The sequence below is a fragment of the uncultured Altibacter sp. genome, from assembly GCF_963972995.1.
Classification (GTDB): domain Bacteria; phylum Bacteroidota; class Bacteroidia; order Flavobacteriales; family Flavobacteriaceae; genus Altibacter.
Genome location: NZ_CAXAXI010000008.1, coordinates 49,124 through 67,286, shown reverse-complemented (window position 1 = coordinate 67,286; position 18,163 = coordinate 49,124). Strand labels below are relative to the sequence as shown.

General features: G+C 41.2%; 18 protein-coding genes. 10 read left to right on the top strand and 8 right to left on the bottom strand.

Annotated elements, in window-relative coordinates; translation table 11 throughout:
- Nucleotides 1-32 precede the first annotated feature (32 nt).
- Nucleotides 33-509, bottom strand: coding sequence for a hypothetical protein (locus tag AACZ11_RS05095; RefSeq protein ID WP_290627255.1), 477 nt, complete (start codon nt 507-509; stop codon nt 33-35).
- Nucleotides 510-673: 164 nt separating this feature from the next.
- Here AACZ11_RS05095 and ychF point away from each other — a divergent pair, with 164 nt between their 5' ends.
- On the top strand, nt 674-1,768 hold the full coding sequence (gene ychF / locus AACZ11_RS05090) for a redox-regulated ATPase YchF (protein ID WP_290627256.1): 1,095 nt from the start codon (nt 674-676) through the stop codon (nt 1,766-1,768).
- A gap of 45 nt (nt 1,769-1,813) precedes the next feature.
- Here ychF and AACZ11_RS05085 read toward each other — a convergent pair whose 3' ends face one another.
- Complete coding sequence (locus AACZ11_RS05085) at nt 1,814-2,641, bottom strand: phosphatase PAP2 family protein (RefSeq protein ID WP_290627257.1); 828 nt, start codon at nt 2,639-2,641, stop codon at nt 1,814-1,816.
- A gap of 180 nt (nt 2,642-2,821) precedes the next feature.
- On the opposite strand from AACZ11_RS05085, the gene AACZ11_RS05080 reads away from it, so the two are divergent.
- From AACZ11_RS05080 to AACZ11_RS05060, 5 genes are all read left to right on the top strand, one after another.
- Nucleotides 2,822-4,249: a glycosyltransferase family 39 protein gene (locus AACZ11_RS05080; RefSeq protein ID WP_290627258.1), complete on the top strand. Its 1,428-nt coding sequence runs from the start codon at nt 2,822-2,824 to the stop codon at nt 4,247-4,249.
- A gap of 156 nt (nt 4,250-4,405) precedes the next feature.
- The gene (locus AACZ11_RS05075; RefSeq protein ID WP_290627259.1) at nt 4,406-6,256 is read left to right on the top strand and encodes a DNA topoisomerase IV subunit B; all 1,851 of its coding nucleotides are present in this window, start codon (nt 4,406-4,408) and stop codon (nt 6,254-6,256) included.
- A gap of 74 nt (nt 6,257-6,330) precedes the next feature.
- On the top strand, nt 6,331-8,994 hold the full coding sequence (locus AACZ11_RS05070) for a DNA gyrase/topoisomerase IV subunit A (protein WP_290627260.1): 2,664 nt from the start codon (nt 6,331-6,333) through the stop codon (nt 8,992-8,994).
- A gap of 9 nt (nt 8,995-9,003) precedes the next feature.
- On the top strand, nt 9,004-9,441 hold the full coding sequence (gene mscL / locus AACZ11_RS05065) for a large-conductance mechanosensitive channel protein MscL (RefSeq protein ID WP_290627261.1): 438 nt from the start codon (nt 9,004-9,006) through the stop codon (nt 9,439-9,441).
- Nucleotides 9,442-9,526: 85 nt separating this feature from the next.
- Complete coding sequence (locus AACZ11_RS05060; protein ID WP_290627263.1) at nt 9,527-11,587, top strand: ATP-binding protein; 2,061 nt, start codon at nt 9,527-9,529, stop codon at nt 11,585-11,587.
- Nucleotides 11,588-11,612: 25 nt separating this feature from the next.
- On the opposite strand, the gene AACZ11_RS05055 is transcribed toward AACZ11_RS05060, so the two are convergent.
- From AACZ11_RS05055 to AACZ11_RS05040, 4 genes are read right to left on the bottom strand one after another with little or no spacing between them, the layout of a single operon-like run.
- Entirely contained in the window at nt 11,613-11,810 is a 198-nt protein-coding gene (locus AACZ11_RS05055; protein ID WP_290627265.1) for a hypothetical protein, read from the bottom strand.
- A gap of 12 nt (nt 11,811-11,822) precedes the next feature.
- A complete protein-coding gene (locus tag AACZ11_RS05050; protein ID WP_290627267.1) occupies nt 11,823-12,650 on the bottom strand; it encodes a TerC family protein in 828 nt (275 codons plus the stop codon).
- Nucleotides 12,650-13,018, bottom strand: a complete 369-nt coding sequence (locus AACZ11_RS05045; protein ID WP_290627269.1) for a DNA topoisomerase IV — start codon at nt 13,016-13,018, stop codon at nt 12,650-12,652. Before AACZ11_RS05045 ends, AACZ11_RS05050 begins: the two co-directional genes overlap by 1 nt.
- Before the next feature lie 44 nt (nt 13,019-13,062).
- Entirely contained in the window at nt 13,063-13,473 is a 411-nt protein-coding gene (locus tag AACZ11_RS05040) for a helix-turn-helix transcriptional regulator (protein ID WP_290627271.1), read from the bottom strand.
- Between the two features lie 293 nt (nt 13,474-13,766).
- Between AACZ11_RS05040 and AACZ11_RS05035 the strand changes: the two genes are divergently transcribed.
- The 4 genes from AACZ11_RS05035 (at nt 13,767) to AACZ11_RS05020 (ending at nt 16,657) form a co-directional block, all read left to right on the top strand.
- A complete protein-coding gene (locus AACZ11_RS05035; RefSeq protein WP_290627273.1) occupies nt 13,767-14,918 on the top strand; it encodes a M14 family zinc carboxypeptidase in 1,152 nt (383 codons plus the stop codon).
- A 54-nt stretch (nt 14,919-14,972) separates the two neighbouring features.
- On the top strand, nt 14,973-15,458 hold the full coding sequence (locus AACZ11_RS05030; RefSeq protein WP_290627275.1) for a winged helix-turn-helix transcriptional regulator: 486 nt from the start codon (nt 14,973-14,975) through the stop codon (nt 15,456-15,458).
- Nucleotides 15,459-15,462: 4 nt separating this feature from the next.
- Nucleotides 15,463-15,978, top strand: coding sequence for a DinB family protein (locus tag AACZ11_RS05025; protein WP_290627277.1), 516 nt, complete (start codon nt 15,463-15,465; stop codon nt 15,976-15,978).
- 130 nt (nt 15,979-16,108) lie between these two features.
- A complete protein-coding gene (locus AACZ11_RS05020; RefSeq protein WP_290627279.1) occupies nt 16,109-16,657 on the top strand; it encodes a type 1 glutamine amidotransferase domain-containing protein in 549 nt (182 codons plus the stop codon).
- Between the two features lie 48 nt (nt 16,658-16,705).
- Here the strand turns inward: AACZ11_RS05020 and AACZ11_RS05015 are convergent, their stop codons facing one another.
- Together AACZ11_RS05015 and aroB are read right to left on the bottom strand one after the other, a co-directional pair.
- Nucleotides 16,706-17,002 carry a hypothetical protein gene (locus AACZ11_RS05015; RefSeq protein WP_290627281.1) on the bottom strand — a complete coding sequence of 99 codons (297 nt, stop codon included), beginning with the start codon at nt 17,000-17,002 and terminating at the stop codon, nt 16,706-16,708.
- 77 nt (nt 17,003-17,079) lie between these two features.
- Nucleotides 17,080-18,156: a 3-dehydroquinate synthase gene (gene aroB / locus AACZ11_RS05010; RefSeq protein WP_290627283.1), complete on the bottom strand. Its 1,077-nt coding sequence runs from the start codon at nt 18,154-18,156 to the stop codon at nt 17,080-17,082.
- Between the last annotated feature and the right edge of the window lie 7 nt (nt 18,157-18,163).

The window sequence follows — 18,163 nt, the reverse complement described above, 5'->3', positions numbered from 1 at the left end:
TTTCGAGGGTTTTTTATGAAGTATAGGCCTAACTAATTATCCTTCTTAAGTTTGGCCATTCCCTTTGGGCGATTTTCTAACTTCTTTCTATTTTCAAGCATTTGAGCCTCCAGTTCTTTCTTTTTTGCTTCTAGTGCAGCTTTTTCAGCTTCTGCTTTTTCCAATTCTGCTTTTTTAGAGGCTTCCATGTCGTTTTCCAAGGATTTTTTCTTTACAGCAACCATGGCCTTGTTAGACGTGTTTTCTTCGTTAGCTTCGGCTACTACTGCTGTTTTGTCAGCATTTTTGGTAACTACCTTGGCTTCTTGGTTCAATTCTCCATTCTCTTCCACTTCGATTACGTCGATATCAGCCTTTGTTTCTTCTACTACTTTAGTAACCACCTTATCATTATCGGTCATTGTTACTTTCTTAACTATGGTCTTTTGCTGTACATCCTTATTCTCTTGTGCTTGTAGGGTATATGTCCCTAGCGCAAGCACACAAAGTAATCCCATTAATTTTTTCATGATTCGGTTTTTTAGATTATAAAGGTAAAAGTAACGAAGGGCTTGTTAAAAGTCTGCCAATTATGAGTCAAAGTTTTCCTATTTTTTCTGAATAAAGTTCCGCTAAAAATTCTTCCAATTTCTTTTTCTGAAACCTTATATTTGCACCCTCAAAACAAACTATAATGAAAGCAGGGATCGTAGGATTACCAAACGTAGGGAAATCCACTCTTTTTAATTGTTTATCAAATGCCAAGGCGCAGAGTGCGAACTTTCCGTTTTGTACCATAGAACCCAATATTGGTGTTGTGAATGTGCCCGACGAACGGTTGGTAAAACTGGAAGCGATGGTGAAACCAGAGCGCGTGATACCTGCTACTGTGGAGATCGTTGATATTGCAGGCTTGGTGAAAGGTGCCAGCAAGGGAGAAGGGTTGGGTAATCAATTTCTCGGAAACATTCGTGAGACCGATGCGATCTTACATGTTTTGCGATGCTTTGATAATGATAACATCGTCCATGTGGACGGAAGCGTGAACCCTATTCGGGATAAGGAGACCATAGATATTGAGCTGCAGCTAAAGGATCTTGAAACAGTCGAAAAAAAGCTGGAAAAGGTTAAAAGAGCATCTCGCACAGGAAATAAAGAAGCTGTTAAAGAGGAAGCTGTGCTTCAAAAGATAAAATCGGGATTGGAAACGGGTATTTCGGTTCGTGCTATAGATCTGTCGGACGAGGAGCGCGCAGAATATGTAAAACCCCTGCAGTTTATTACCGATAAACCAGTCATGTATGTTTGTAATGTAGATGAGAATTCGGCTGCTCAGGGGAATGATTATGTAGATCAAGTTAAAAAAGCAGTTGCCAATGAAAACGCCGAGGTCATTGTATTGGCTGTTGGGACTGAAGCAGATATTACAGAGTTAGAAACCTTTGAAGAACGACAGTTGTTTCTGGAAGATCTGGGATTACAAGAGCCCGGGTCGGCAAAGTTGATACGTGGCGCTTATAAATTGTTGGACCTCCAAACCTATTTTACGGCAGGTGTGAAAGAAGTACGTGCCTGGACCATTCCGGTGGGGGCGACGGCACCGCAGGCGGCAGGAGTGATCCATACCGATTTCGAAAAAGGATTTATTCGTGCAGAAGTTATTAAGTACAGCGATTATGTTGCCTTTGGCAGCGAAGCGAAAGTGAAGGAAGCAGGAAAGATGGGGGTGGAAGGAAAGGAATACATCGTACAAGACGGTGACGTGATGCATTTCCGCTTTAACGTATAATGAAAAAGGCAGCCAAGCGGCTGCCGCTTTTTTTTCGTGACTGCGCTAGAAAGTAACGCGTAAGGCCATTCCTTTATAGGCATCCCCGGTCATTCTATTGACACCTGCGGAAGGATATAATGTAACGTTCTCATTCTTCTTTTTATGAAGCTCGGGAACAAAGTACCCCGTTACGGCACCTAATCCATAGCCCAACAAAACATCAGTTAAAAAATGTTGCCCGGCCTCCAATCTAAAATATCCTACAGCAGCAGGCAGTACAGCTGCTCCGGTCCAAACCCAGGCCTTCCCTGAAGCATCCGGATTGAAGTCGGAGAATACCTTTGCTGCGAAGAAAGTAGCCGTAGCAGTGGCTGCAACATGGCCCGAGTAAAAGGATCGCTGACCATTATTGCGCAGTCTTCTGCCCAAATCCACATCCTCACTGTATACGTAAGGACGGGACCTGTTTACCAGTCCGGCCGTAATGGTATACATTCCGGCAGTAGTCGCAAGACTTTCAAGATAGAGCCCTAATATCTGTCCGGTGTGGTCGTTTGTCTCATCGTCAAATAGCAGAACAAAGGGTGTAGCGAATGAGAGGGCAAAGGGGATATCACTAATCATGTTGGCATCTTCAGAATCGTTCCCCACTGCCCACTCATCTAAAAAGTTAATATTGTCTTGGTTGGCAAGAATCTCTTGCAGTTCTTCTTCGGTTATATCCTTCTTATTCTGTATAAGTAAAAGACCTCCCGCACTCGCTCCCAGACCTACTCCGGTCCATATTCCATCGCGTGTCCAATCCCATTCGTAGGGAGAGTCACTCTTTTGCGCAAAAGTTAGTTGAGAGATACACAGTAGTAAGGAGGTAAAGATTGTTATTTTTTTCATTCGTTATAAAAATTCTGAGAAATTTGAAGATGGAATGTCTTGGTACCACCTTCGGTTCTTATGTACTTTTAAAGACATTTGGTTTCTCAAATATACCGAAGCGATAGGGTGCTTGATTTCTATTTAACATTTCCTTAGTTGAATTTTAGGGAATGATTCGGAAATGATATCTTCGTGCTCATGGAACGTTTCAACCCGGAAAGTAAGAAGTGGTGGGTATTAGGAGTAATATTCTCGTTTTTATTACTAGAATTCTTCTTTTTCATGGATCGTCCCTTTTTTTGGGATGCACTTACCAAAGCACAACGCGCTAATTGGTTGTATGGGAATGATTTTTCCCGGTTGGTCGTTCCAACCGAGCTGAACTCGGGACATCCTCCATTGTGGATTGGAGGGATCGCTCTGTTTTGGACGATCTTCGGAAAAGCGATCTGGTCTGCGAGATTGCTATTGCTTCTTGTGAACTTGGGAGTGTGCTACCAACTTTGGATCTTGGCATCTCGTTTTTTCGGAAAGGAATTGCCGTGGTGGCTGGTATTTCTGGTTTTTTTGGAGCCAACCTTTATTGCTCAAACTACAAGCCTTAATAATGACATGCTGCTTTTGTTCTTTACGTTGTTTGGCTTGAATACCCTTCTTACGAACAAATGGAATTGGTATGCATTGGCCTTAAGCGGCGTTTTACTCACCAACTTGCGCGGCATTTATATTTTTTTAGCCCTTGCGGCACTTCATTTTTTTCTAGTTAGAAAGCAACTGCTGGTATATCAAAGCAAGATGCTAATAGCCTACGGTCTTGGACTTTTAGTGTTCATAGCATTCCTGGTCTATCAATATATTGTTTTAGGTTGGGTGATCATTACGCCAAATCCGCATTATTCAGGACATAGGGAAGCTGTTCCTGTGAGTAGCGTCTTAAAGAACACGGTAGTCTTTATAAAAAATATATTGGAAAACGGACGGTTGTTCGTTTGGATACCGCTGCTGTTGCTGTTATGGCGATCTTTCCGAAGAAAAACCCCGCTGTCGTCTTCCATACGTACGATGCTGTTGATCTTAACGGTTTTTCTGGTTACCTTTTTCTTAGGATTTGTACCGTTTAGCAACCCAATTGGCCCCCGTTATTTAATGGTGTGTTATTTATTGGCAGGGGTCCTGTTCATAAGACTTATGTATGACCTATCCATACAAAAATCACTACGCAGAAGCCTTTTGGTAGTAATAATGATTGGCTATGTAAGCGGACACTTTTGGATCTATCCGCCCACGATCGCACAAGCCTGGGACAGTTCGTTGGCCTATGTACGATACGATAGTGTAGAAGCCGAAATGCTGGAATTCATATCAAAGGAGGATATTCCCATTACTGAAACAGGTACCCAGCTTCGCATGAACTTTAGAAAGATCGCCGCGGCCGATGCTTCCCATGTGCAGGACCTTTATTTTGCAAACCCGGATCTGCAGGCGAATTCCTACTATTTGTTGTCCAATATCGAAAATGCTACTTCAGACGAAGAGATACGGCAGCTTCAGCAGCATTGGCAGGTGATAAAGCGCATCGATAACTGCGGAGTGTTCATCACCCTTTATAAGAATCCCAAGTTTTAAAAAAATTTATAGTGATTGAAAATGACACCTTTGAATGAGCGTGTTGATGCACTATTTTCTTAACAATGACCCTGCATTTATTGTTAATTACTTTCCCTTTTTAAGGTTTCCTTTTTGTAGCTGAAACCCTATATTTAGGCACATTCAAGAAAAATCATGTCACAAACACAATACACAGAAGATAACATACGCTCGCTGGATTGGAAGGAGCATATTCGTATGCGCCCGGGTATGTATATTGGGAAATTGGGAGATGGTTCGTCACCCGATGATGGCATTTACATTTTGCTGAAAGAGGTCATAGATAATTGTATTGACGAATTTGTCATGGGTGCCGGAAAGACTATTGAAATACGCATCAAGGACAAGGAAGTGAAAGTGCGGGATTATGGAAGAGGAATTCCACTGGGAAAGGTAGTAGATGTGGTTTCCAAGATGAACACCGGGGGAAAATATGATACGCGCGCCTTTAAAAAATCGGTTGGGCTCAACGGGGTAGGAACCAAAGCTGTTAATGCATTGTCCTCATTTTTCCGTGTAGAATCGGTTCGAGACAATCAAATAAAGTATGCGCAGTTTAGTCAAGGAGAGCTTACGGAAGATTCAAAAATAGAAGAAAGTTCAAAACGCAAAGGCACAAAGGTGATCTTTTCACCGGATGAGAGCATTTTTAAGAATTTTAAATTCCGAAGCGAATATGTCGCCAAGATGCTCAAGAATTACGTGTACCTTAATCCGGGATTGACCATCGATTTTAATGGTGAGAAGTTCTTTTCGGAAAATGGGCTCAAGGACTTGTTGGAAGATAACATGTCTAAGGAAGATATGTTATATCCGGTGATCCACCTCAAAGGAGACGATATTGAGATCGCTCTCACACATAGTAAAACCCAATACAGCGAAGAATACCACAGCTTTGTCAACGGACAAAACACCACGCAGGGAGGAACGCACTTAGCGGCATTCCGCGAAAGTATTGTGAAGACCATTCGTGAGTACTTCGGAAAGAACTATGACGCCAGCGATGTGCGTAAATCGATTGTATCCGCCATCAGTATTAAAGTCTTGGAGCCTGTGTTTGAGAGTCAGACGAAAACGAAACTTGGTTCTACAGACATGGGAGGGAAGCTGCCTACGGTACGAACGTATATCAATGATTTCGTTAAAACGCAGCTTGATAATTACCTGCACAAAAATACCGACATAGCCGAAAAGATCCAACGAAAGATCATGCAGGCCGAACGAGAGCGCAAGGAGCTATCCGGAATCCGGAAGCTCGCTAAGGACCGTGCGAAGAAAGCCAGTTTACACAATAAGAAGCTGCGTGATTGCCGTGTTCATTTCGGAGACATCAAGAACGAACGAAATCTGGAGAGTACCTTGTTCATTACCGAGGGAGATTCGGCCAGCGGAAGCATCACTAAAAGTAGAGATGTCAATACCCAAGCGGTCTTCAGCTTAAAAGGTAAGCCTTTAAACTGTTACGGGTTAACAAAGAAGATCGTGTATGAGAATGAGGAGTTCAATTTGTTACAAGCAGCCCTCAATATTGAAGAGTCCATGGAAGACCTGCGATATAATAACATCGTGATCGCTACTGATGCCGACGTCGATGGGATGCACATTCGGCTGTTACTTATCACGTTCTTTCTTCAGTTCTTCCCCGAAATAATAAAAGAAGGGCACTTGTACATCCTGCAAACACCTTTGTTCCGCGTGAGAAACAAAAAAGAAACTATTTACTGTTATTCCGAAGAAGAGCGCGTGGCGGCGATTGAAAAACTACGACCAAAGCCGGAGATCACTCGATTTAAAGGTTTGGGTGAGATCTCCCCCGATGAATTTGTTCATTTCATAGGAGAAGATATGCGGCTCGACCCGGTAATGCTGGACAAATCCATGAGCATTGAGGAACTATTGTCCTTCTACATGGGCAAGAACACGCCGGACCGGCAAGAGTTCATCATCGATAATTTAAAAGTTGAATTGGACAAGGTTGAAGCCTAATGCAGTTGTTCCGCTGTACACATTGTTGTATAGATGGCACGAGCATTTTATTTTATTAAAGGGATTAAATTTTAATGAGCGAAGAGTTAGAAAATAACGAAGAAGCAAAGAATACCGGCCCCGATTACTTGGGAGAACACGAAGATACCAGTGGCGATACCATTACCAAAGTAACCGGAATGTATCGCGATTGGTTCTTGGATTATGCAAGCTATGTGATCTTGGAGCGAGCCGTACCTGCCATTGAGGATGGTTTTAAGCCTGTACAAAGACGGATCATGCATTCCATGAAGGATTTGGACGACGGTAGATATAACAAAGTAGCCAATATTGTAGGGCATACCATGCAATACCACCCCCATGGAGATGCGAGTATCGCCGACGCCATGGTGCAAATAGGTCAGAAGGACCTGCTAATCGACACCCAAGGGAATTGGGGAAATATCCTAACCGGTGACCGGGCAGCTGCATCGAGGTATATAGAAGCACGCTTGTCCAAATTTGCATTGGACGTAGTATATAACCCAAAGATCACTTCTTGGCAAGCCTCTTATGACGGTCGAAAGAAGGAACCTATAAACCTTCCGGTCATGTTTCCGTTGTTACTGGCACAAGGAGCCGAAGGTATTGCTGTAGGTCTGTCTACAAAGATTCTTCCGCATAATTTTATAGAATTAATCGATGCTTCCATCAAGCATTTACAAGGCAAACGATTTACCCTATTACCCGATTTTCCCACCGGCGGAATCATGGATGCTACCGGTTATAATGATGGACTGCGTGGAGGAAAGGTGAGGAGCCGTGCTCGTATCTTACAGCATGACAAGAACACACTGGTAGTGCGTGAGATACCCTTTGGCACGACAACTACTTCTTTAATAGAATCCATCCTTAAAGCCAACGAAAAAGGGAAAATAAAGATCAAACGTATTGAAGATAACACCGCAGCTGAAGTAGAGATCATGATCCATCTGCCCGGGGGAATCTCACCCGATAAGACCATTGATGCCCTGTATGCCTTTACAGCTTGTGAGACCTCTATCTCACCTTTGGGTTGTGTGATCGAAGAGAATAAGCCACTGTTTATTGGTGTATCTGAAATGCTTCGTCGTTCGACCGACCGCACCGTGCAACTCCTTAAGAGCGAATTAGAGATACAGTTGGAAGAGCTTGAAGAACAATGGCACTTCGCATCTTTGGAGCGTATCTTCATTGAAAACAGGATCTATCGTGATATTGAAGAAGAAGAAACCTGGGAGGGAGTGATTCAAGCGATCGACAAAGGTCTGCAACCTCATATTAAACATTTAAAGCGAGCCATTACGGAAGAGGATATCGTTCGACTTACGGAAATTCGCATTAAGCGCATTTCAAAGTTCGATATTGATAAAGCACAGCAAAAGATTGATGCGCTGGAAGATCAGATCGTCGAAGTGAAGCATCACCTTCAACATTTAGTTGAGTACGCCATCGATTATTTTAAGCGGCTCAAGAAAGACTACGGCGAAGGCAAAGAGCGTAAAGCAGAGATACGCGTGTTCGATGATATTGAAGCAACCAAAGTGGTGATCCGCAACACAAAACTATATGTTAATAGGGAAGAAGGATTTGTAGGAACCAGCCTCAAGCGAGACGAGTATGTAACTGATTGCAGCGATATTGACGATATTATTGTTTTTACCGAAAACGGGACGATGATGGTTACCAAGGTGGACGCAAAGACCTTTGTTGGAAAGAATATCCTACATGTTGCCGTCTTCAAGAAAAAAGACAAACGTACTATCTACAACATGATTTACAAGGATGGTCCGCGTGGCGCAACCTATGTAAAACGCTTCGCAGTGACGTCTATAACACGGGATAAAGAATACGATCTCACGGCGGGAACTTCCGGCTCAAAAGTGCTTTACTTTACAGCAAATCCCAATGGGGAGGCCGAAGTTGTCACAGTCCTGCTTCGGCAAACGGGAAGTATCAAGAAACTTAAGTTCGATCTTGATTTCGCCGATCAGTTGGTGAAAGGACGGGCTTCTAAAGGCAATATTGTAACAAAATACGCTGTAAAGCGCATAGAGCTTAAAGAAAAGGGACTATCTACCCTTAAACCCAGAAAGATATGGTTCGATGACACCGTACAACGTCTCAATGTGGACGAACGCGGTGAATTGTTGGGTGAATTTAAAAAGGAAGATCGTTTGCTAATCATTAACCAGAAGGGCATCGTAAAGACCGTCATCCCCGAGCTAACGCTTCGTTTTGATGATGATATGATCGTTTTGGAGAAATGGGAACCCAACAAGCCCATTTCGGTGATCTATTGGGAAGGTGAAAAGGAATTGTTCTATGTAAAACGTTTCTTGATAGAGAATGAGGATAAAGAAGAATTGATCATCACAGACCATCCTAAGTCCTATCTGGAACGTGTTTTTACCGACCATCGTCCGGTAGCTGAGGTTGTTTTTATCAAAGAACGTGGCAAGGAGCGAAAGGATAATGCAGAGGTGAATTTGGAAGAATTTATCGCAGTAAAAGGAATTACTGCTATGGGGAATCAGTTGACTAAGGATAAGGTGCTTGAGATCAACGCATTGTCACCGTTGCCGTACGACCCGCCAAAGCCGGTTCCTACAGAAGATATGGAAGTTGTTGATGAAGAAGCTGTTGTTCCTGAAAATACTTCAGAAGAAAAAGAAAAAGAACCTCCTACCGATGAAGAAGGTCAAACCCTATTATTCTAGTTACAATCCATGAGAAGTTTTATTAGAGAGTTTAAAGATTTCGCCATTAAAGGCAACATGATCGATATGGCAGTAGGTATTATTATAGGTACTGCTTTCAATAATGTTGTTAATACCTTGGTAAAAAAAGTAGTGATGCCACCTCTCTCATTACTTACAGATGACGTAAATCTTGCGAATAGAAAACATGTCTTACGAGAAGGGACAGATACAGCCGAAGAAGTGGCCATAGGTTATGGTGAGTTGATAGAGGTATTGATTGACTTTACAATCATCGCCTTTACAATTTTCGTTGTCATCAAGTTCATTAACCGCTTCAAGAATAGATCGCAAGACCCAAAGAATAAAGAAGTGCCTACACCCAAGGATATAGAACTGCTATCAAATATTGAACGTCTTATAGAACATCAAAACACAATTCTGGAGAATCGGGCTAAAAAGTTATAATAATTCTTGTAGGTTTGTAGGATAATTCTTAAATAGCTGACTCTAACAAAAACACACACAATCTTTTATAGGTTGTCTTAAAAGAATGGTTACTATCCCCAAACGTTACTATTGGTTTTCCTTTGGTATTATGCTCACTATTGGCATTACCTGTTTAGTCATCTACGGAAAAGCAAAGCAACAACTAGATAAAGAATATAAAGCCCAGATCCAGACCGTAGGACGATTATCTGTACAAGATTTTGAGCGAACCGTTCGAAATAACATAAATTCCTTAGAGAATTTGAAGGATCGGATAGAGGAGAGTGATGGAGCATTCATGAAATACTTCGAATCGGACGCCAATCGAATCATATTACAACATCCATCGTTTCGGTTCATCGAATTTATTGATAGTGAAGGGATTATTCGTCAAATTGTTCCTCTGAAATCCAACGAGAAAGCTTTATTATTAGATATTAAGCCATTAGCGTATCGCTATTCAGAATGGATCGCCAATAGTAGGAATGATCGCACCAATATGACACCTTGGATTCCCTTGACTCAAAAAGGGGAGGCATTTTTAGTGGATGTGCCTATTTACATTGAAGGCGAATTCTTTGGTACAGTTACGGCGGGAATGGATTTTAGCGCACAGTTTGATGAGATCAGTGAATCATTAAAGGACCATTCAATTTTAATCACAGATCAAAATGGCACAGCGTTCTATTCCTTCAACGACCCAAATCCTGGAGATTTTCCGGATGAACGTCAATTTGAGACAGGAATGAAGCCTATTGGTGTTTCCGGAAAGAACTGGTCGTTCCAATTATTGTACCATGACAATGAGATCTATAAAGAACGTGAATTGATTCAACTTATCGGACTTTTCTTTGGCTTTCTACTCTCCTTTGTCATTAGTTTACTCGTTTTTCTTTTTCTGAAATCCAGGCATACTAAAGCGCACCAAGTAACGATTAATACGACGCTTTCACAGTTAAATACAGAGCTGGAGAAACAAAAACAAGAAGCTCAGAAAGCCTCGTCGGCAAAATCGGATTTTCTCTCAAATATGAGCCACGAAATACGAACACCCTTAAATGCCATTTTAGGTTTCGCCGATATTCTTCAAACAAAGGACTTGCTGAAGAAGGAACGCGTATACTTGAAATTAATGCGAAATTCGGCACAAACACTTCTAGTACTCGTAAATGACATTTTGGATATGGAAAAAATCGAATCCGGAAAAATGGAAGTTTCCGAAGATCGATTTAAACCGGCCGATCAGTTACAGAAAATCATCAACACATATAAGCCTCAATTACAGGAAAGAGCATTGGATGTAATAAAAGATTTTTCATTGCGTTCTCATCACACTGTGTTGGGGGATATCTCCAAGTTCAATCAAATTTTCACCAATTTACTTACCAACGCTATAAAGTTTACCGAGGCTGGTACTATCACGATTGACTATAACGAAAGCATCGTGAAAGATCGGTTGTTCATATCCTATTCCGTCTCCGATACGGGTGTGGGTATTCCCAAAGAGAAGCTGCCTTCCATTTTTGATCGCTTTGTTCAAGTTGAAAATGGTTTCAGAAAGCGTCACGAAGGGGGCGGTTTGGGATTAGCGATCACTAAAGAATTGGTTCAACTCTTGGAAGGAAAGCTATTTGTATCGAGTAAATTAGGTGAAGGAAGTTGCTTCACGGTGGAGATCTCTTTTCCGGTGTGTGCTGATGAGCCTAGTGCTATCAATGAAACAACCTTGGAACTACCGCATTTAAAAAGTCTTATCGTTGACGACAATCGAATTAACCGAATGATATTGTACAATATATTACTGCAAGTAGGTATACGGTCGGAAAGTGTAGGAAGCGGCTTAGAAGCTGTGGAAAAGGTGAAAAAGGGTACGTATGACCTTATCTTTATGGATATCCATATGCCCTTAATGGATGGCTTTGAAACCACTAAGAAATTGCTTCAAATACAAGACGACCTTGTGGTCCTAGGTTTGTCGGCAGATGTCACAAAAGAGGCTATTAGAAACGGTAGAGAATCGGGGATGTGTGATTACCTCACCAAACCCATTAATAAAGAGGAGTTATTTAGGATTTTGAACAAGCAGTTTTCTACAAACCGCTTACTAAGTACTAAAAGTTCATGACCTAGCGGCCCCATAAACTTTTTCATCACTTTTCAGTTCGTTTTAATTGCCGTACACCGGCAATCAAGAAGAGGTCGCCAACTACTATTAATCCCAGCCAATAGTACCAATTGGGAGCTTGAGCCTTAAAATCGGCGACAATAAAATAAATGCCAAACCCTAAAAAAATCAATCCGGTTATTAACATTAAGTATGCATTGCGTCGTGCTGTGGGTTTATCCATGTCTTGTAATGTTTAGCTATCTAATTCTTCTTCAGGTAAGGTAGAAACGATTTCGCTGGTTGTTTTGCGATAACGCATGTTGAGAAACTCTATGAACAAAGAGAATGCGATGGTAAAGTACAGATATCCTTTTGGTATCACTCCAATTTCATTCCCAAAGACAACTAGATGGGATAGGTGAGCTCCCTCTGCGATTAACATAAATCCAATGAGAATCAAAAAGGCCAGTCCCAGCAGTTGAACAGTAGGATGTTTGTTCACAAAACGGCCTACCGGGTTTGCGAAGATCATCATGATGAGGACGGAAATTACTACGGCAATCACCATGATGACAAGTGCGTCGTTAGGATCGTCACTAATACCGTTGGTCATACCCACCGCAGTTAATATTGAGTCGAATGAAAATACAATGTTTATCAAGCTTATTTGAACGATCGCTTTGCTCAAGGAGGTGGCTCGACTTTTCTTCACTACCCGTGCATCATGTCCTTTATCCTCTACCTTCTCATGGATCTCACTTGTACTTTTGTATAAGAGGAATAATCCCCCGATAAATAGAATAAGACCTTGCCCGCTTACACCTGCTTCAATCCACGACAAATGTATGTTCCAAAAAGGGGCCTCCATAGCGACAAGCCACGAGATACCAAACAATAATACGACCCGTATGAGCATGGCGAGAAAAAGTCCTATGTTGGTGGCTTTTTTCTGAAGGTTTGCCGGGAGTTTACTAGCTGCCAGCGAAATGAAAATGATGTTGTCGATCCCCAGAATAATTTCCAGGAAAGTCAAAGTTAATAATGCCACCAAGGCATCCGGAGAGCTTAAGATTTCAAACATTATTTTACTTTTTTAGCGGTTCCTTTTTGTTTTCTCGCTTCTCCTACAACATTGTATTCAAAGAGATATTCGTTCGCACCGGTAGTTAGGATCTTCATGTGAATGGCTTTTTCTTCAGAGCGGTTCTTCGGATTTTTCTTTTTAACAATATACTCGCAATCGTTGATCCAACGCACAGTGGAAGTATCTGCCTTACCTCTAAAATAATCAATTTCTATGGAATCGTTTCGTACAAAGGTGGTCGTAAGTACTTCAGTACCTACAACTGCCTCAAATTCAAAGGTTCCTGTTTTAAAGTCGGTGCAATTTCTTTCCGGCTCATAACAACTAACAAGCAACAGCATAGAAAAAAGATAGCAGAAGCGCATTTTTATAGATTTTATGCGAATTTCTGAAATTTTAAGGAGAATTGTTAGTTTTCGTAGGTCTTAAAAGTACCGTCTTCATAAAAAATTACTATTCGTTCTATGGCTGCTGAAGCAGGACTTGTTTCTGAAGGACTTTTAGCAGTAACAGAAAGTGACTTGGTGGCTTCTCTAATTTCTGAAGCCGATTCCTGTGAAGGTGGGGCAGAAGGAATCGAACTATTTTCTTTTTCAGAAGGGAACGTACCTTTACCGTTTAATAGCCAGTATAATTCCACTTCAGGAAATTGTTGGATCACCTTCATCACAAAATCCAAACTGGGCTTGTTCCTACCCGAAAGTAAGTGCGAAATGGTAGACCTGTTAAAGTCGATCGCATCCGAAAAAGCAGTAGCCGATAACCCGTAATAATCGAGTATTTTTTCCAGTCTTTTCGAAAAATCATTGCTGTTTACCATTGTAACAAGTACGTTTGCTATAAAACGTTTACAAATGTAAAATATTTTATCTCAGACACCAATAAAACAGGTAAATATTTCATATCTATATATAATTAATAGTTTAAATAACAATATATAAAATACTGAAATATAATAAATTGATAATTAAAAGTGTTTGAGATCCCTGTTATTATTTACAAGGGTGTTTTTGCCAGTGGTTTTTGTTTACAGAAGTACCCGAACAAGCAATCTTTTTATGTTTACAATTGTAAACAAGGCTTTGTTTACCTTTGTAATCACACAGAATCCGCATGAATGTATCCACTTGGTATGCCGCCCATTTTGAATCCCGTTTAAGAGGAAGATATCTTAGTTTGAAGCACATTAATCCGTTACTGAACAGTTACGGTAATCGACTCGAAATTTCGTATCCGGGAAGTTCCGAATTGGGTAAAAAGATTCCCCTTATTAAAATAGGTCAAGGTCCGAAAATCATTCTTGCATGGTCACAAATGCACGGTAATGAATCGACAACCACCAAAGCACTTTTCGACTTATTTCGGTTTATAGACCAAAAAGACGACTTTCAAGAAGCGATTGCGCATTTTTTACATACGTATACTTTATATGTCCTACCTATACTCAACCCCGATGGTGCCGAACGATATACACGTGAAAATGCAAACGGTGTAGATCTCAATAGAGACGCCGTACTACAGTCACAGGCCGAAAGTAGAGTGCTAAGAGAGCTTTTTAATGAAATACAACCTCACCTGTGTTTAAATTTACACGATCAACGAACAATCTACGGGTTAGCTACGGGTAAGCCGGCGACCATATCATTTTTAGCCCCCGCAGCCGACTCAAAACGTACGGTCACTCCGGCGCGTGAGGTTGCCATGCAAAAGATCGTAGGGCTGAATGCCTTCTTGCAGCCTTTCATTTCGCATCAGGTGGGGCGATATGACGATACGTTTAATGCAAATTGTGTTGGAGATGCGTTTCAACAGGCAGGAGTGCCCACCATTCTCTTTGAGGCCGGTCATTTTCAAAATGATTACGAACGTGAGATCACTAGAAAATTTATTTTCTTGGCATTTTCGAAGCTTTTTGGGCTGCACGGAGCTTCAGAAATCCCTTCAGACACGAATCAATATTTTACTATTCCGGAAAACCAAATCATATTCAAAGATGTTATTATTCGAAATGTTCGGTTCAACAACAATGCGAACCCGTTGGATATTGGGATTCAATTTTCAGAAGTACTAAAAAATGAACAGATCGATTTTATGCCGTACATCGATGAACTTGGAAATCTTTCCAATTACAGAGGACATTGGGAGGTAGATGGAGAAGGGTGTACCGTATTGGTTAATTCTCAGCAAAACACCAACGTAGGACAGCAGGTTTCAATTATTTCTAATAAAACAGATGATTCTGTATTATTTATTCCGAAAATTTGACCTTAGACTACTAAAAACATATTAATTTTGCCATAGTAATAAACTCCTACTGTCATGGCAAAGTTTAAATTAGACGAAACAGATCATCAAATTCTCGATATGCTCATTGAGAATACGCGAACTCCTTTTACCGATATAGCGAAGCGACATAAAATTTCTGCAGGAACCGTTCATGTGCGAGTGAAGAAGATGGAAGAAGCCGGGATCATTATTGGATCGTCCCTTACCTTAGATTACGAGAAGTTGGGCTATTCCTTTATCGCCTACGTAGGTGTGTTCTTGAACAAGACCTCGCAAACACAATTCGTCCTGGAACGCATTAACGAGATCCCTTTTGTAACTGTGGCCCATGTTACCACCGGAAAATTCAATATCTTCTGCAAGATTAGAGCCAAGGATACCAGCCATGCGAAAGAGATTATCTATAAAATAGATGATATAGAGGGGGTAACGCGTACCGAGACCATGATCTCTTTGGAAGAGAGCATTAATGACAAAAAACGTTTAATGCACTCGATCTTTCAGAACATTAAAAAATAATGATATGAAGGCTGTTGAACTTTCGCCATCTGAATATCATCCTTATTTTGAGCATTACATCCGCTGTGTTAGGGAAAAGTCACTTATGGAAGGCTTAACAAGCGGATTGATAGAAACTCAGGAGTTTTTTGAAGAGATACCCACGATAAAACACGAGTATCAGTATGCATCCGGTAAATGGAGCCCGAAAGAGATCCTGCTGCATCTTATAGATTCTGAACGTGTCTTCTGTTCCAGAGCGCTACATTTTGCAAGAGCCCGTAATACCGAATTACCGGGATTCGACGAGAATGAATTTGCATCGAACTCACATGCTAATGGACGTACTATGAATGATCTGTTGGATGAGTTCGTCGCTGTGCGTACGTCCACAGTACTTCTATTTAAGAGTTTTTCTAACGATGCGCTGCTGCAAAAAGGGAAAGCGAATAATGCGGAAGTGTCTGTAAGAGCTCTCGGATTTCTCATTGCCGGACATGCCGTTCATCACGTACAGGTGATCCAAGAGCGCTATTTGTAAATGCGCACGGAGCATTATCAATTCCTTAACTAACTTTAAACAAATCTTAGCATCAAATCTTTTGAATTGCCCGTTATTACTGCTATACTTGGGTATAGAAAAATTAGTAATAAAAATTAAAAAAAAGATTATGGAAAAGAGAATTGCAATATTAGCGACCAACGGATTTGAAGAATCGGAGTTGAAATCTCCAAAAGAGGCGATGGAAAATGAAGGATTTACCGTAGACATCGTAAGTGAAGAAAGTGGAACCATTAAAGGTTGGGCCGATGGAAATTGGAGCAACGAATATAAAGTAGATAAAACACTTAGTGAGGTATCAGCCAAAGACTATCACGCTCTTATGCTCCCTGGAGGGGTCATCAATCCTGATAAGTTACGTAGAAATGAAGATGCTTTAATTTTTGTTAGAGATTTCTTCAAGCAGAAGAAACCGGTGGCAGCGATTTGTCACGGCCCGCAAGTACTAATTAGTGCCGATGTTGTGAAAGGTAGAACGATGACATCTTTCAGTTCGATTAAAGACGATTTAAAGAATGCCGGAGCGCTTTGGGTAGATAAGGAAGTGGTTGTGGATGAAGCTCTCGTTACGAGTAGAAATCCGGACGACCTTCCCGCATTCAACTCAAAACTTATTGAGGAGATTAAAGAAGGAAAGCATGAATTACAGCATGCCTAATCTTTCGATTCAATACAATAAAAAAGAGGCGATGTTCGCCTCTTTTTTTTATTCTTCTTCATCGTCTAGGATTTTCTTTTCCGGGATTTCGACGATTGGTTCAGTAAAATCTTCTTCGGCATAATCTTCTTCATCAAAATTAGCCATGGTCGTTTCCAATCGGGAGCTAACCTTGACGAGGTATATAGTATCCTCTGTTCGGACTTCGACCGCTTCAACGGTTTCGTTCTTCGCATTCTTGAAGACAATCACATGATCGTCGTCATACCCGTCGGGATATTTCTCTACAAGCAGCGAGAGAATTTCAGGAGTTAGTTTTCTATAGTCTACAATAATGCGTTTCATACATTGACGTCACAAGTTGGTTTGGGTTTTAAAACTACTAAAAAATGGTTAGCAACAAATGAATTCAATGTAAATTTTCAAAAATTTTTATAGTAATCGAATGCTTTGTAAATAACCTCATTAGGAACATCACAGCGCATTTTGTGCTTTCCAATGCTAGTAAGAAGTACAAAACAAACCTTCCCGTGACTGTTCTTTTTATCATAAACAAGCAACTCTAAGATGCTCTCAATGTCTTTTTTTGTGAAGGCTGTCTTCGGAAAATGTTTCAGAATAATACGACTCACTTCTGAAAGTTTTTCTGAAGGAAATCCTTCTAGTTCCGAAGAAATAAAGGTAGCCAAGATCATTCCAATGGCAATAGCCTCACCGTGTAGCAAATCGGGTCTTTCTGAAGCATCTAAACAATACGATTCAATGGCGTGCCCCAATGTATGACCGTAATTCAAGGTCTTACGTTCGTTCTTTTCCAGCGGATCCTTTAGCACAATGGTATTTTTTATCAGTACAGAATCCCAGATAAGCTGCGCTGTTTCCTCACGTTGATTCGGATTGAAGCCTTGGACCTTCGTCCAGTATTCTTCGGAATGAATTAGACCATGCTTAAGCATTTCGGCATATCCCGAAGTAATTTGTTCTTTGGGTAAAGTATTCAAGTAGCCAGGATCAATAAAGACCGCCAATGGCTCCCTAATAACACCGATCTGGTTTTTTAAGACACCTAGGTCCACACCATTCTTACCGCCTACCGAAGCATCGACCATAGCGAGTAGGGAAGTGGGCACGTGTACGAACTCAATCCCTCTCTTAAAGGTGGCCGCTACGAATCCGCCAATATCTGTCACCACGCCGCCCCCTAAATTGATGAGCAGGCTCTTTCTGTCGGCGCCACGATTGGATAGATCATCCCACAAAGCAACACAAGTATCAATGTGTTTGTGGGCTTCACCTGCTTCTATGACAAGTATTTCCGGCTGATCCAAATAATCATTTTCTGACAGGAATTTGGGTAAACAAAACGCAAGCGTGTTCGTATCGGTAAGTATGAAGATGCTTGAAGGTTTCAAGTCGTCCAGCACTTTTTTGAGGTAGGCGGAAAGGTTGTTAGTGGCGTAGATCGATCCGCGCTCTTTATGAATTATTTTATTCGTCATGAAACCC